Origin of the sequence: Cohnella luojiensis (assembly GCF_004564235.1) — a bacterium.
Classification (GTDB): domain Bacteria; phylum Bacillota; class Bacilli; order Paenibacillales; family Paenibacillaceae; genus Cohnella; species Cohnella luojiensis.
In genome coordinates this window covers 55,662-70,731 of sequence record NZ_SOMN01000003.1, presented here as the reverse complement: position 1 = coordinate 70,731, position 15,070 = coordinate 55,662, and the positions used below count along the sequence as shown (strand labels likewise).

16 protein-coding genes and 1 pseudogene are annotated in these 15,070 nt (G+C 52.4%); 4 read left to right on the top strand and 13 right to left on the bottom strand.

The genetic code is table 11. The features are described from left to right. Nucleotides 1-35: 35 nt before the first annotated feature. Complete coding sequence (gene ald / locus E2980_RS04020; protein ID WP_135150847.1) at nt 36-1,151, bottom strand: alanine dehydrogenase; 1,116 nt, start codon at nt 1,149-1,151, stop codon at nt 36-38. A 150-nt stretch (nt 1,152-1,301) separates the two neighbouring features. Here ald and E2980_RS04015 point away from each other — a divergent pair, with 150 nt between their 5' ends. Beyond that, a complete protein-coding gene (locus E2980_RS04015; RefSeq protein WP_135150846.1) occupies nt 1,302-2,423 on the top strand; it encodes a S8 family peptidase in 1,122 nt (373 codons plus the stop codon). 82 nt (nt 2,424-2,505) lie between these two features. Here the strand turns inward: E2980_RS04015 and E2980_RS04010 are convergent, their stop codons facing one another. Then, entirely contained in the window at nt 2,506-2,970 is a 465-nt protein-coding gene (locus tag E2980_RS04010; RefSeq protein WP_135150845.1) for a glutathione peroxidase, read from the bottom strand. Nucleotides 2,971-3,003: 33 nt separating this feature from the next. Continuing rightward, on the bottom strand, nt 3,004-3,447 hold the full coding sequence (locus E2980_RS04005; RefSeq protein ID WP_135151038.1) for a MarR family winged helix-turn-helix transcriptional regulator: 444 nt from the start codon (nt 3,445-3,447) through the stop codon (nt 3,004-3,006). A gap of 181 nt (nt 3,448-3,628) precedes the next feature. Between E2980_RS04005 and E2980_RS04000 the strand changes: the two genes are divergently transcribed. Further along, on the top strand, nt 3,629-4,114 hold the full coding sequence (locus tag E2980_RS04000) for a glutathione peroxidase (RefSeq protein ID WP_135150844.1): 486 nt from the start codon (nt 3,629-3,631) through the stop codon (nt 4,112-4,114). A gap of 61 nt (nt 4,115-4,175) precedes the next feature. Here E2980_RS04000 and fur read toward each other — a convergent pair whose 3' ends face one another. From fur to E2980_RS03980, 4 genes are all read right to left on the bottom strand, one after another. Beyond that, nucleotides 4,176-4,640, bottom strand: coding sequence for a ferric iron uptake transcriptional regulator (gene fur, locus E2980_RS03995; protein WP_135150843.1), 465 nt, complete (start codon nt 4,638-4,640; stop codon nt 4,176-4,178). A 76-nt stretch (nt 4,641-4,716) separates the two neighbouring features. Further along, nucleotides 4,717-5,373 carry a stage II sporulation protein M gene (spoIIM, locus tag E2980_RS03990; protein WP_135150842.1) on the bottom strand — a complete coding sequence of 219 codons (657 nt, stop codon included), beginning with the start codon at nt 5,371-5,373 and terminating at the stop codon, nt 4,717-4,719. A 67-nt stretch (nt 5,374-5,440) separates the two neighbouring features. Further along, the gene (locus E2980_RS03985) at nt 5,441-6,634 is read right to left on the bottom strand and encodes an endonuclease Q family protein (protein WP_135150841.1); all 1,194 of its coding nucleotides are present in this window, start codon (nt 6,632-6,634) and stop codon (nt 5,441-5,443) included. Continuing rightward, entirely contained in the window at nt 6,634-7,203 is a 570-nt protein-coding gene (locus tag E2980_RS03980) for an NUDIX domain-containing protein (protein ID WP_135150840.1), read from the bottom strand. Before E2980_RS03980 ends, E2980_RS03985 begins: the two co-directional genes overlap by 1 nt. Nucleotides 7,204-7,321: 118 nt before the next feature. Between E2980_RS03980 and mciZ the strand changes: the two are divergent. Continuing rightward, nucleotides 7,322-7,408: pseudogene (gene mciZ, locus E2980_RS24555) on the top strand (Z-ring formation inhibitor MciZ); the annotation flags it as partial. Between the two features lie 417 nt (nt 7,409-7,825). Here the strand turns inward: mciZ and E2980_RS03970 are convergent. After that, nucleotides 7,826-8,959, bottom strand: a complete 1,134-nt coding sequence (locus tag E2980_RS03970; protein WP_135150839.1) for a M20/M25/M40 family metallo-hydrolase — start codon at nt 8,957-8,959, stop codon at nt 7,826-7,828. 62 nt (nt 8,960-9,021) lie between these two features. On the opposite strand from E2980_RS03970, the gene prli42 reads away from it, so the two are divergent. Next, on the top strand, nt 9,022-9,126 hold the full coding sequence (gene prli42 / locus E2980_RS25075; protein ID WP_420808603.1) for a stressosome-associated protein Prli42: 105 nt from the start codon (nt 9,022-9,024) through the stop codon (nt 9,124-9,126). Here prli42 and lipB read toward each other — a convergent pair. From lipB to lpdA, 5 genes are all read right to left on the bottom strand, one after another. Then, entirely contained in the window at nt 9,098-9,790 is a 693-nt protein-coding gene (gene lipB / locus E2980_RS03965) for a lipoyl(octanoyl) transferase LipB (protein ID WP_135150838.1), read from the bottom strand. The two genes, prli42 and lipB, sit on opposite strands and share 29 nt — an antisense overlap. A 145-nt stretch (nt 9,791-9,935) precedes the next feature. Next, the gene (locus E2980_RS03960; protein ID WP_135150837.1) at nt 9,936-11,333 is read right to left on the bottom strand and encodes a dihydrolipoamide acetyltransferase family protein; all 1,398 of its coding nucleotides are present in this window, start codon (nt 11,331-11,333) and stop codon (nt 9,936-9,938) included. 35 nt (nt 11,334-11,368) lie between these two features. Further along, on the bottom strand, nt 11,369-12,355 hold the full coding sequence (locus E2980_RS03955; protein ID WP_135150836.1) for an alpha-ketoacid dehydrogenase subunit beta: 987 nt from the start codon (nt 12,353-12,355) through the stop codon (nt 11,369-11,371). Beyond that, nucleotides 12,355-13,383: a thiamine pyrophosphate-dependent dehydrogenase E1 component subunit alpha gene (locus E2980_RS03950; protein ID WP_135150835.1), complete on the bottom strand. Its 1,029-nt coding sequence runs from the start codon at nt 13,381-13,383 to the stop codon at nt 12,355-12,357. The genes E2980_RS03955 and E2980_RS03950 overlap by 1 nt, the downstream gene beginning before the upstream one ends. 196 nt (nt 13,384-13,579) lie before the next feature. Further along, entirely contained in the window at nt 13,580-15,010 is a 1,431-nt protein-coding gene (gene lpdA / locus E2980_RS03945; protein ID WP_135150834.1) for a dihydrolipoyl dehydrogenase, read from the bottom strand. Between the last annotated feature and the right edge of the window lie 60 nt (nt 15,011-15,070).

Here is a 15,070-nt window from a genome sequence, read left to right as displayed (position 1 = left end):
CCGTATGAAGAAGGGAAGCTATTCATGTCATCATTTCACCACAAGTGCTCCAACGGAGTATATGTCAAGCCGATGGCGCCTGCTACCTGCGGATGGGTAATCGACCCTCGGTAAGCATTAACCCCCAAAGCCAGCATCGAATTGAAATTCACCGTTTCTCGGAAACCTTTGGCAGCAAGCTGTAAAATATAGTCTATCGTGACGTTCGTAAGCGCCAAAGTCGAGGTGCGGGGAACCGCTCCGGGCATGTTGGCGACGGCATAGTGGATGACTCCGTGCTTCTCGTAGATAGGATTCTCGTGCGTGGTGGCACGATCTATCGTGGCGATGGAGCCTCCCTGATCAACGGCAACATCCACGATGACCGCACCTTTTTTCATCGTCTTGACCATATCCTCCGTAACGAGCTGAGGAGCGCGGGCGCCTGGGACGAGTACGGCTCCGATCAACAGATCGGCTCTTCGTACCGCGTGCGCGATATTATACGGATTGCTCATCAGGGTCCGAAGCCGGCCTTGGAAAACGTCGTCCAAATAGCGCATACGGTCGCCGCTTTTCTCGAGAACCACGACCTCCGCTCCCATTCCAAGCGCCATCTTCGCCGCGTTCATCCCGACGATTCCACCGCCGATGATAATAACCTCCGCTGGCGGGACTCCCGGCACGCCGCCGAGCAGAACTCCTCTTCCTCCTTGGAAAGCCTCCAAATATTTGGCACCCTCCTGCACGGACATTCTACCCGCCACTTCGCTCATCGGAGTCAGGAGGGGCAGACTTCCATTCGGAGCTTGGATCGTCTCGTAAGCGATCGCCGTAACCCGCTTATCCATTAAGGCACTTGCTAGATCGGGAGCGGCGGCTAGATGCAAGTACGTGAAAATAATCTGACCCTCGCGGAAAAACCCGAACTCCTCAGGCAGAGGCTCCTTTACTTTAACGATCATATCCGCCGATGCCCATACTTCGGAAGCATCATTGACAAGCTTGGCTCCTGCTACCGCATATTCCTCATCCGCGAAACCGCTGCCTTCCCCCGCCCCGCGTTGAACGACGACCTGCTGCCCTTGACGAACGATCATCTCGCATCCCGCAGGCGTCAGCGCGACGCGGTACTCCTGTTTCTTGATTTCTCTCGGTAATCCGACAATCATGGTATATTCCTCCCGCCATCCTGCTTACTGTCTTCCTTACATTCTCCCTTGCGCAAAAAACTATGCTTGATATTCCGCTTATGCACCATCTGCCCGAATCTCCCATACTTTACAACAGAATACGGCCAAGACCCGCCCAGGAGGACATCGATGAACTCATTGGTTATGCGACTAAACCGCTCGGTCAAGAACAAGCCTTCCCCGCAAACCGAACGAAGAAACATCGTCTTTCATCGCGCTGCCGATTATCGAAGTTGTCTAAAGCAGTTATCCGCCGCCGGAATCACGCCGGTCAAAGCCCTGGACTCCGTGCGGCTATTGTGCTGTCACTCAGATCGGAGAATCAGTTGGAACCGGCTGCGCTCGCATCCAAGCGTTGCTTTCGTGGAGAAGGATCGTAAAGTTAGCGCACACGGAATGCAGACAAGCACAGCGCGCGCGAAACTCGTCAATAAAGCCCGATTTCCGTGGAACGTAGTACGGGTCAAAGCGCCTCCTGTTTGGCCTGCCGCAAATTTCGGCAAAGGCATTAAGGTCGCGATCCTCGACACCGGCATTGCCCGTCATCCGGATTTGAAAATCGCCGGCGGTGTGAACACCATTAACGGCAAGTCATTCTCGGATGACAATGGCCATGGTACCCATGTCGCAGGAATTGCTGCCGCGACGGGCAAAATTAGAATATTCGGTGTCGCTCCTAAAGTCAAGCTGTATGCCGTGAAGGTGCTGAATGCTTCAGGCACGGGCTTCATCTCCGATATCGTCGAGGGCATCGATTGGAGTCTGTCTCGCGGGATCCGAATCATGAACATGAGCTTCGGCTTGACCGGCGAGAGCAAGCTGTTGAGGGATGCCGTCCGGCGTGCACGAAGGAGGGGCGCAGTGATCGTAGCGTCGGTCGGGAACAGCGGGACGCTGCTCAAGCAAATCGATGCTCCCGCCCGTTATCCGGAAACGATCGCGGTAGCGGCGACGACACGCGGCAATCGAATCGCTTCCTTCTCCAGCCGCGGGCGCGGAATCGACCTTGCTGCCCCAGGGGTCAATATTTTATCGACATGGCTTAGAGGAACTTACCGGAGAGAATCCGGCACATCGATGTCTACGCCCCATGTAACCGGAGCAGCCGCCCTCCTTCGAGGTATTAAACGCGACTTAAGCGCTGCGAACGTAAGCCGCAAGCTTAAGAAGGCAGCTCTACCCATTCCCGGGGGCATTAACGCTGCCGGCAGCGGATTGCTGCAGATCGCTCCAGCGGCGCGTACCCTCTAATTGCACACTACGCAAATACCGCTGACATTGTCTGGGTATATGTAGGATAGAGGGAGGTCCAGCGGATCTCCCTCTTTCTATTTTAATCCAACAACTTCTCGATTTCAGGCGCGATTTCAAGAGGCTTCACGGATGAATCGTATTGCTTTACGACACGTCCTTGGCGATCTACGAGAAATTTGGTGAAATTCCACTTGATCTCTCCGCCGGTCTGCTCTTTTAAGTACTGAAAGATCGGATCGGCATTCGGGCCATTCACGTCCACCTTCTCGAAGATCGGGAAAGTGACTCCGAAATTCAAGCTGCAGAAGGACTCTACCTCCGAGGACGTACCAGGCTCCTGTCCTCCGAATTGATTGCAAGGAAACCCGAGCACGACAAGCCCCTTGTTCCCATAAGTCTCGTACAGGCCTTGGAGATCGGTAAACTGCGGAGTAAATCCGCACTCGCTGGCCGTGTTGACGAAGAGAATCACCTTATCCTTGTAGCTGCTTAATTCCACGGTTTCGCCGTTAGGTTTACGGGTAGAGAATGAGTGGATAGACATTTAATTTTACCTCCCAAGTGATTTCTGAATCGATTATAAAGGCAACTTCTGTACTTTCTTTAACATATCCGTAATTTGCGCGCGCAACGCTTCGGCTTCTTTCGGGGAAATCCCTGCCTGGCAAAATAGCTTCTCTGGAATTTCAATTGCCCGCTCCTTTAGCCTCGCGCCTTGCTCGGTCAATGCGATGATAACGCTCCGTTCGTCTTGCTTATCCCTTACCCGTGTCAGCAGCCCCATATTCTCGAGTTTCTTCAGCAATGGAGTTAAAGTTCCGGAATCCAAATATAGCCTCTCGCCTAGCTTTTTAACCGACATCCGATCCTCTTCCCACAGGACTAACAGCGTAATATATTGGGTATAGGTAAGTCCGAGCTCTTTCAGAAGAGGATGGTAGAGCTTCGTGAATTCTCTGGAACAGGCATATACCGCGAAACAAAGCTGATTATCTAATTTCAATACCGAATCGGTATCCATTTGCGCCTCCTTTCCTTCGTCCATGCCGAAGCAAATAGATTGTATACAATTTAATAGCCTTTACTATAACATTCACGCGCCCCGACTGTCAAAGGCTTGACTTTTCGTTTTAGTTGTATACAATTTAGTTTAATGAAATCATTCGATTTTATTCCCACAACCATTAGGAGGCGTATATCCGATGTCTTTATACGACATTCAAGTTAAATCAAATCGAGGCGATTCTATGGATTTAAGCGAGTACGAGGGCAAGGTTATGCTCATCGTGAATACGGCTAGCAAATGCGGATTCGCACCGCAATTCAAGGGTCTGCAGCGACTGCATGAGACATATTCCGACCACGGCCTGGCCGTGCTTGGTTTCCCCAGCAACCAATTCGCTAACCAGGAGCCGCTGGAAGGGGAATCGCTCGCCGAGCATTGCCAGATCAATCATGGGGTAACTTTCCCCCTATACGCGAAGATCGATGTCAAGGGCAGCGGCATTCACCCGCTCTATAAGCAACTCACGAAGGCCGCTCCGGGTTTCTTCGGCCTTAAGAGCATTAAATGGAATTTCACGAAGTTCCTCGTCGACCGGAACGGCAAGGTGGTCAAGCGTTTCTCTCCGACCGATACACCGGAGAAGATCGAAGGCCAAATTCGGAAGCTGCTCCAACAACGTTAACAATCAAATAGAGGCTATCCCGAAGTTGACTTCGGAATAGCCTCTAATCATTTTTCCAATTTTATTCTTTATCGGTTTCATTCGGAGAGTTGGATTGACACTTCGAGCAGATTCCTTGGAAATCCAGACGATGATCCAGCACGGTAAAACCGTAATCCCTCTCCAACCTCTCTTCTAGCGGACCGAGCCAATCTTCCATAATCTCCGTCATAGATCCGCATTTCACGCAGATAAGATGATGATGATGATGTTTGTTGCTATCCGTGCGCAGATCGTAACGGGCAACGCCGTCTCCGAAATTCATCTTCTCGACGACATGCATTTCGCTAAGCAGCTCTAATGTCCGATATACGGTCGCAAGGCCGATCTCGGGAGCCTTATCCTTAACGAGCATAAACACATCTTCCGCGCTAAGGTGATCCTCTTCGTTCTCCAGGAGTACGCGAACCGTGGCTTCCCTTTGCGGGGTCAGTTTGTAGCCCTGAGATTGCAGTTGTTGTTTGATTTTTTCGATGCGGGCTTCCATGGTTTCCCCCTCCGGTCGCTGGTGCACTTCCTTCTATTATAGGATGAGCCTATTCGATAAGTCAAACCTCATATCATCAATTAGAAGAATGGATAGAGATATCATCGGTCACGATCGTCGGAGTTACGCGCTCTAGGATTAGAGGAGACAGGAAAGCTTCATAGGAAGATGCCACGCCTATCATGATCAGCATGAGCCCCGTTACGGCCGTATGCGCGAGAAAGGGAGGGAGCAGTTGCCCCTTGCGGCGAAACAACCTCTCTCTCACGACAAAATAAGCAAACCTAGCAGCTGAAATGCTAGCGATCATAAGCGCGGGGATGACGATCGCATTCTGGGGCGCAGTCGCGACAAGGAAGAAGAATACCCCTTTCCATGCTAGCTGCTGGGCCAATAGAGCGACTGCGAATCCAATTAGCACGCCTTTCAGGAAATCAAGCACGAGAACGAGCGGAAGTCCGATGACGGATAAGCCTAAAAACCAAATCAACATCAACCATTTTCCATAAAACCAGAAGCTTTCCCATAATGTCGTCATTGGAGCTACGGACTGAGATTCCTTAACGGTTGTCATATAAACGCCGATCTCATCCGCCAGCTCCTGTTGCTGCTCTAACGTCAACGCATTGACAAGCAGCGCGCCGAATATCGCTCCGACTACGAGAAGGACACCCACGAATACGTATAAATTCACATTATCGCGCGCCGACAGGTTCCATAGCCTAAAGTTCACCCGCGCCCCCCCTTGTCCGCCAGTCACATATTACCTCGTGCCTATGTTTATGATGGACAAGACGGGTTTATGATTGAAGGACGCTCCCATAGCTTCCTCCGCTGCCGGGAACAAATGAAACTCTGCCCTCTCGCGCGCCGACGATGGAATCGGCGATTTTCTCTCCAACCACTGCCGCTATTCTCTCTTGCGGAATACGGTGCAGGATCTCCATCTCCGTGCCGATTTCAGTAAACATTCGCTCGCGCGCGGTTGGTCCGACGCCGGGGAAGAAAGATAACGGGACCTGAGGACGGTAGGGAGGACGGCCGGTTGGCTGTTTCGACTGTTTCCGATCTGACAATTGCCGGATTCGGCCGGATACGCCGCGGGTTAGCTTCTTATTGCCGCAAGCCGTGCATGCACCGGCAAACTCGTCATCATCGTCTAGCGCTTTCTTGCAGCGATTGCAGTAGGTCGTATGATATTTCCCCAATTGGGGATGAAGACCATAATTTGCGATTATATGACGTCCTGCTTGCCCTCTGAGCGCCATAGAAAACTCCTCGAAGGAAGGTTCCTTCAGCATCATCTCGTTACACTCTCTGCCGATCATACCCGTCGAATGCGCATCGGAATTTGTAAGAAAGGGGTAGCGATCCAGTTCGGACAAGTATCCGGCCATGTTCGAATCGGCGCTTAACCCGAGCTCGACCGCAGCGATACCTTCCGGATCGAGCCGATCCGCCAGACGATCGGCTGAACATCCGAGAATTCCCCTATGCGGGGTGAACACGTGCGCAGGAACCAGCAGACCTCCTCTAACCAATAGCTCCATCTGCAATTCCCTGGCGGACACCCTTATTCGCTGGGAGCTCAGGTTAATATTCGTTACCCGGGGTTTCATCCAAGAGGTCCACTCCTGCATCGCCTGCAAGGTGGGCAGGTAGCCCAGCAGATGATAAGGACCACCGCCCTCTTCCTTAACTTCCATCTCGATGCCGAGCAAGATCGTCGTGCCTCGGTAGCGAATGCCGCCCCCGTCTATTTCTTGCATCTCGCCGGAATTCAAGCAGTCCATGATATCTTTCTGCACGGCAGGAGAATGGCAATCGATGATACCGATAAGTTCTATCCCTTTGCGTTGCGAAGCTTCCAATGCGATGTTGCGGAAGGTCAAATCCTTGCTCCCGCTGATCTTGATAGGCTGCCCATCTTGGCTGCGACCGATATGGACATGCAAGTCCGCAAAGCAAGGCGCCAGCTGTAAGTCGTCGTTCATTAGAAGGAGCCCGTAAGCGTACGAATACGCCACGCAGAGACGGCTAGCAATGTTTTCGCATCGCAAATTCGGCCGTCTTGAATATATTGCAGCGCTTGATCCAATGTTATCGCTTCGCAGGTCAGGAACTCTTCCTCATCCAGATGTACTTCCCCTTGCTCCAGGTCGTCCGTGAAATACAGATGTATGATTTCTTCCGCGAATCCCGGTGACGTGGAGAACGACTGAAGATGGACGATGCTTCGCGCTCGATAACCCGTCTCTTCTTCCAATTCTCTTAACGCAGCCGCCTCAGGCTCTTCTCCCGCATCCAATTTACCCGCTGGAATTTCCACCTGCGCTTTCTCCAACGCTTTGCGGAATTGCTCAACGACCAGCATTTTGTTATCGACGATGGCGATTACGGCAACGGCTCCCGGATGTCGAACGATTTCCCTTGTTGCGGTTTCCCCGTTCGGCAGGCGGACCGTATCCACTTGCAGGGAGATGATCCGTCCTTGGAAAATCGGCTTGCTTTCTATCGTTTCTTCGTAGAAAGGATGCTGAATTGATTCGTGATTCTCGCTCATATTTGAACCTCCTGGAATGAAATCGAAATAATGCGCATAGGTTCAAGATATAGACTTGTCCGATTGATTGCAAGCTCCGGTAACTAAGTTTTCCGGTGAAGAGGAGGTTGTTGGGATGTTGAAAAAGTACGTAACGCCGCGTAAGCTCCAACTTGTCGGCAAAGCGTGGGAAGTCCGTCACGCTCTGCGTCAGGAGCAGAAGAAACGAGGAGGAAATACTCCATTAATCGAACTGCTTTCAACGGTTAACCTCGAATCGGGCAACGGAACCGTTCTCTTGAAATAGATACTAAAAAAGGAGCTGTCTCAAAAGTGGAAATTTTGAGACAGCTCCTTTGCTGCATAAACCCACTCCCAGAACGCAATTAGTTCGACCTACGCAAACTACGACGCCTCGAACATACTCCCAGAATGCAATTAGTTTGACCTAAGCAAACTACGACGCCTTGAATCCGCTCCCCGCACGAGGTTAGTTTGACTTACGCAAATACGGACGAATTCTTCATATTAGCAGCAACTATATCGATCAACTTCCGAATGCTTTCGATCAAATCTCCTGCAAATACCATTTATGATCAACAAAAAACCCCCGATTGCTCGGAGGTTTAAGCGACACCATCTATTACCCGCGTTTTAGCGTTTCAGACACAATTGAAAGCACTAATTTCGCCGTTTTCACGAGATCGTCCGCTTTAATCTGTTCCTTCGTCGTATGGATATGCTCATAGCCTACAGCCAAGTTAACAGTCGGAACGCCGTTTCCGTTGAACATATTGGCATCGCTGCCCCCGCCTGAAGCGAAAGTATGCGGCGTAAGACCGATTGCTTCGATTGCGGCTTTAGCTACTTGTACGACCTCGTCGTCATCGCCGTAACTATAAGCCGGATAAATCGTTGTCGTGATGAATTCGAATTCCGCGCCAGATTCCTTAGCGGCGCTTTCTACAGCCTCGCGCATGGACTCGATTTGGCTGTCCATCTTCTCTTGAACCTGGCTGCGCGCTTCCGCGTAAATCTTAATCGTATCGGTAACGATATTCACTTCGCCGCCGCCTTCGAATCGGCCGATATTCGCCGTTGTCTCGCTGTCGATCCGGCCAAGCTTCATGCGGGATACCGCCTTGGAAGCAACCTGGATCGCGCTGATGCCATCCTCGGGATTCACGCCGGCATGAGCGGCCTTGCCGCGGATTGTAATGTATTGACGGGAGTTCGTCGGCGCGGCAACCGCAATATCGCCGATGGATCCGTTGGAATCCAAGGCATAGCCGAATTTAGCGCGCAATCGCGAACCGTCCATTGACCGCGAGCCGAGCAAGCCGGATTCCTCGCCTACGGTGATTACGAATTGTATTCCTCCATGAGGCAACGCTTGTTCTTTAAGTACGCGCAACGCTTCGAACATCGCGGCTAATCCCGCTTTGTCGTCGGCGCCCAGAATCGTCGTTCCGTCACTGCGGATGTAACCGTCCGTATCCAGACGGGGCTTTATTCCTTTACCGGGCGATACCGTATCCATATGAGACGTAAAAAGAATAGCAGGAACGTCCTCCTGTCCTGCGGTAGGCGGCAACCAAGCGAATAAGTTCCCCGCGCCGTGCCCGATCTTGTCGGCCACGTCGTCTTCCGTCACTTCCAAACCGAAGGCTTCGAATTTGCCCTTTAGCACCTTGCTGATTTCCGTTTCGTATTTCGTCTCGCTGTCGATTTGTACCAGTTCCATGAATTCCGTCAATAAGCGTTCTTTTTGTACCATGATCTTTCCTCCTGACGAAGCTTTCGTTACAATAGAATAGTGGACAAGCCCTTATTGAAAGGATGTTATCGATGAACAATCGTTGGTTTAAGATCGTCATTTACGTTACGTTGCTGGTGTTGGTCGTATCTACTTTGCTTATGAGCTTAGGCTCTCTATTACAGTAGGTACGGCGTAACCGAATACCTCCGCGAAATAAGGGAGTATTCGACGCCCGATATCCTCAACCTGCCATTCAAGCCCGGTAAGCGTCTCGAGAGAAGTGACTCCGAACTCCGTGATCCCGCAAGGAATAATCCCTTGAAAACCTTCCTGCTCCACGTTCTTCTTCACGTTAAGAGCGAACCCGTGACTCGTGACGAACCCCCGCCGAGTGCGGGCTTTATTAAATTTGACGCCTATTGCCGCGATCTTCGAATCCCCTACCCAGACTCCCGTGTACTCAGGCTTTCTTCCTCCCGAAATTCCGAAGTCTGCCAACAGCTTAATAATGACTTCCTCTAAGTTTCTTAGGTACGCATGCAGATCCAACCCTACCGCGTCCAAGTACAGTAACGGATATCCTACCAACTGGCCGGGACCGTGATAAGTGATGTCGCCTCCCCGATCGATTTCGTACAGCGAAATTCCTCTTCGGGCTAACTCCTCTTTACCGTAAAGCAGATGTTCGGGATGGCGGTCCGAACCGATTGTATACGTTGGAGTATGCTCCAATAAGAGCAGCGCTTCCGAACTCTCCTCGCGGTCGATTTCCCTTATGAGCTTCTTCTGCAGTTCCCAAGCAATACCGTAGTCCATTCTAGCCAACCATTGGGCTTCCAGCATAGGCATTCCTATGGCCCCCTTCCGCAACTCAACTCTCATTGTAGCTTATCGTAATCCCCCACCGCAAACGAAAACCGAATCTTATTGGGAGAGTAGCCACAAGAAAACCCGGCGCATCTTCATTAGCGATGAACCGGGAGCAGTTCCTTGCTTAGTACAGCTTCGTATCCAGATTGTAGCTTTCAAGATTCTCCTTGACGCGTTGCAGGAATCGTCCGCAGATGACTCCGTCAAGGATTCGGTGATCAAGCGACAGGCACAGATTAACCATTGAACGAACGGCAATCATGTCGTTGATGACGACAGGCTTTTTGACGATGGATTCAAAAGTGAGAATCGCCGCTTGAGGATAGTTAATGATAGGCTGAGACAGAATCGAACCGAATGACCCCGTATTGTTTACCGTGAAGGTACCGCCTTGCAAATCGGTTAACGTGAGCTTGTTATTTCTCGTTCGCCTCACCAAATCGTCAATCTCATGGGCGATTCCCGGTACGTTCTTCTGATCGGCATTGCGAATGACCGGAGTAATAACGGAATCCTCGGTACCGACCGCCAGCGAAATATTGATATCGCGCTTCACGATGATTTTGTCGACTGCCCAGATGGAATTCATGATCGGATAGTCTTTGATCGCGTTCACGACCGCTTTGATCAGGAAAGGCATGTAAGTGAGGTTAATGCCTTCTTTTCTCTGGAAGTCGTCCTTCAACTTGCCGCGGAGCATGACCAGATTGGTTACGTCCACCTCGATCATCGTCCACGCGTGAGGGATTTCCGTTACGCTCTGACGCATGCGGCTGGCGATCGTGTTCCGAATAGGCGTAATATCGATAAAATATTCACCGCGCCCGGGAACCTCTTGAGCTTGCGATTCGACAGACGGGATACGCGGGGACTCGGTCAGATGCATGCCCGTAGAGCGAACCGGAACCTTCGGATCCATCGGAACGAAATGGGACGCGGAAGCTGCACCGGCGCTTGGCTGAGCCGAGCTCGGTGCCCCTCCGGTTGAGGCTGAACCTAGCTTCGCGGAACCTGACTCAGCCGCGACAAGTACGTCTTTGCGCGTAATTCGTCCGCCTTCTCCCGTTCCCGGCACAAGCGACAAATCGATGCCATGCTCAGCAGCCAGCTTCTGGACGGCCGGCGAGTAACGATGGCGCATCGGCGCATTGGAGTCGATAGCGCTGGAAACCGATGCCGAGACTAACGGACGGGACGCTGATGGTTGCATCTGCGGATTGGCGGTCGCCGCTTCCGAAACGCCGTTATCCGTCGACTGACTCGACTGATCGCTTACTTCCGTTTCTATCAGGCAGATCGCCGTGCCGACTTCGACGGTTTCCCCTTCTCCGATCAAATGCTTGACGAGCTTGCCCCTTACGGTCGACGGAAGCTCCGCGTTTACTTTATCGGTAAGAATGTCGCATAGCGGCTCATACATATCCACCATATCGCCGGGCTGCTTCACCCACTTGTCGATCGTCGCGGACACGAGCGATTCCGCTAATTGCGGCATCGTAACTTCGATAATCTGTTTTGCCATTTATTAGTTCTCCTCCCCGGTAATCGATCGCCGGCTTAGTAGCGCGCAAGCTCCAGCATCGCTGTTTTGAGCTTTTCTTTGTTCAGCAGGAAATGCTTCTCGCCCGGAGGATTGATCGGCATTGCCGGCACATCCGGTCCGCATAGTCGACGAATGGGAGCGTCCAAATCATATAGAAGCTCCTCCGCGATAATAGCGGCCACTTCGGCCCCAATACCGCCCGTCTTGTTATCTTCATGAATGATTAGAACTTTGCCGGTCTTGGCAACGGCTTCGAGGATGCCTTCCCGATCGAGCGGTTGAATCGTCCGCAGATCCAGAATATGAGCTTCGATTCCATGCTCCTGGGACAATTCCTCCGCAGCCTGCATCGCGAAGTGAAGCGGCATGCTGTAGCCGATAACCGTAAGGTCGCTGCCTTCCCTCATGACGTTCGCCTTCCCGATCGGAACGATATAATCCTCGTCCGGAACTTCGTCCGTAATGAGTCGGTAGCATTTCTTGTTCTCGAAGAAAATAACGGGATCCGGATCGCGAATGGCCGCTTTAAGCAACCCCTTCGCATCGTAAGCGGTAGAGGGAGCTACGATCTTCAAGCCGGGGGTTCCGAAGAACACGGATTCCGGACATTGAGAGTGGTACAATCCGCCGAACACGCCCCCGCCGATCGGAGCCCTGATTACGATAGGGCAATCCCAGTCGTTGTTGGAACGATAACGAATCTTGGCTGCTTCGCTAATGATTTGGTTCGTCGCGGGGAACATGAAGTCCGAATATTGCATCTCGGCAATCGGCTTCATTCCGGCCATGGCCGCGCCGATCGCAACGCCTGCGATCGCGGATTCCGCGAGCGGAGCATCTAAAACGCGCTGTTCGCCGAATTGCAGCTGCAAGCCCTTAGTCGTGGTGAATACGCCGCCTTTAAGCCCGACGTCCTCGCCCATGACGAATACGTCGCTATCCCGCTCCATCTCTTCCTTCATCGCCAACCGAATGGCATCGATATATTCAATAACCGGCATTATTGGCCCTCCCCGCTTTGCTCCGCATAGACATACCGAAATGCGTCTTCCACGGGCTGGAATGCCGCTTTCTCCGCGTACTCGTTGCCTTCGTCGATAATGGCGCGGATTTCGGTCTGCAGCTTCGCTTCCTGTTCCTCCGACCACAAGCCGGCATCAACCAAATACTGCTTGTACACCGGTAAAGAATCTTTGCCTTTATGAAGATCTACTTCTTCCTTCGTTCTGTAGGCAAGATCGTTATCGGACGTCGAATGCGCGGTGACTCGATAAGTCATGATCTCGATCAACGTCGGTCCTTGGCCGGACGCCGCGCGTTCGCGGGCTTCGCTAACGACGCGATAAACTTCCAGCGGATCGTTTCCATCCACGCGGATGCCTGGAAATCCGTATCCGAGCGCACGATCGCAGATGCGTCCTCGCGTCTGCTTCTCTAACGGCATGGATATGGCGTACTGATTGTTCTCGCACACGAAAATAACCGGAAGCTGATGGACGCCCGCGAAATTGCAGCCCTCGTGGAAGTCCCCTTGATTGCTTGAACCGTCTCCGAACGTTACGATCGCGACGGACGGCTCGCCTCTCATCTTCGCCGCAAGCGCAAAGCCCGTCGCGTGAGGAACTTGGGTCGTAACCGGGCTAGAGCCCGTAACGATCCGGAGCCTCTTGCTTCCGAAATGTCCCGGCATCTGGCGTCCGGCGCTATTCGGATCTTCTCCCTTGGCGTACACGGACAACATCAATTCCTTGACCGTCATCCCAAGCGATAAAACAAAGCCGTAGTCCCTGTAATACGGAAGAAACCAATCGTTCTTCAAATCCATGGCAAAGCCCATCGCGACTTGCGATGGTTCCTGGGTAATCCCCGAGATATGAAAGTTGACTTTACCGGCGCGTTGCAGCAATTGCCCCCGCTCATCGAAGCGACGGGCAAGCATCATCGTCTTGTACATCTCGACAGCGCGCTCGTCGGATAAGCCGAGAGCGGTATGCCGATGGGTTTGCTGGACGGAACCTGCTTGTTTCATGGGCGCGTCCTCCTGCTTTGGTTTAGGTTGGTTTTATAACCAGGTCTTAATACTTGAACTTAAAACCTATTATACTCCGCTTGGAAGCAAAAAGAAACGCCCAACCCCGTCGCCGCCCGGATGAATTTGCCCAAAAGGCAATTCACCCGCTGCAAGAAGACAAAGTCTCCGGGGTTGAGCATCCTCTTCGCTGTCGTCAGCCGTGACTCGCTCCGCCATCCAATGCGAGCATCACTTCCTGCATAGCTTCCGACAATGTCGGATGCGGGTGAATCGTACGACCGATTTCCCACGGAACGGCATCGAGCAGCTTGGCCAACGCTGCCTCCGCAATTAACTCCGTTGCATGCGCGCCAACCAAATGGACTCCGAGCAGGTCCCCTGTAACGGAGTCCGCCACTACCTTGGCGAAACCGTCGCTTTCGCCGTATACCAGCGCTTTACCGAGAATTCGAAGCGGCAGTTTCGCCGTCTTTACGGAATGACCTTGCGCTTTGGCATCCGCTTCCGTCCAACCGACGGAGGCAGCTTCCGGGCGGGAATAGATACAGCGAGGAATGTCGCGATCCGCGTAACGCGATGGCTTATGCCCCGTCAAGTGCTCTACCGCGACGTTCGCTTCGTGCATGGCCGCATGCGCTAGTTGTATCCCGCCTATGCAATCTCCGATCGCGTAAATATGCGACTCGCCCGTCTGAAGCGTATTCGGATTTATTTTTACGAAGCCCTTGTCCGTTTTTACATCCGTATTCTCCAAACCAAGATTTTCCGTGTTGCCTTGCCTTCCGATAGATACGAGCATTCTCTCCGCAGTCAAAGCAAGAACCTCGCCCTTCACTGTAACTTCCGCTTGAACACCCGTGTCCGTCAATCGGCAGCCTTCCGCGCGCAAAGACGCACCCGTGTGAATGATAACGCCTCTCTTCTTCAGCGCTTTCGCGATTTCCGAGCTGACATCCTTGTCCTCCGTCGGCAACACGCGGTCCGCGGTCTCGATGAGCGTGACTTTCGTTCCGAAGTCGCTAAGCATCGACGCCCACTCCACTCCGATAACTCCGCCGCCAATGATAAGTATAGATGAAGGCCGTGAAGACCAATCCAAGGCTTCGTCGCTTGTCGCGATCCGTTCTCCGTCGTATGAAAGTCCTTCTAATCGGCGTGGCCGCGATCCTGTTGCGATGATGACGTTCTTTGGCACGACCGTCTCCGATTGCCCATCCGCAAGCTCAACGGCAATAGCCCCGCTCCGTGGAGAGAAGATCGAAGGCCCGATTATACGCCCGCTCCCTTTGATGACTTCAATACGGTGTTGCTTCATAAGCGCTTGAAGTCCCTTATGCAACTGCTCTACGATATTGTTTTTACGATTAATAACGGCTTTCCAATCAACGTTAACGCTTCCCTCGGGCAAGGTTAATCCATAAGATGCCGCTTCCCCTATAGTCGCATATACTTCCGCGCTTCTTAATAGGGATTTGCTTGGAATGCATCCGCGATGCAGACATGTTCCGCCCAGCTTGTCCCGTTCGATAATAACGACGCTGCGTCCGGCTTGCGCCGCCTTAACCGCTGCCGTGTAGCCTCCCGGCCCGCCGCCCACGATAGCGACATCGACTTCGATTGGCATAATTTCCCCTCCGTATGTAAACTCACCCTCCCATTGTACCTTTTTTTGCCGCCCGGGACA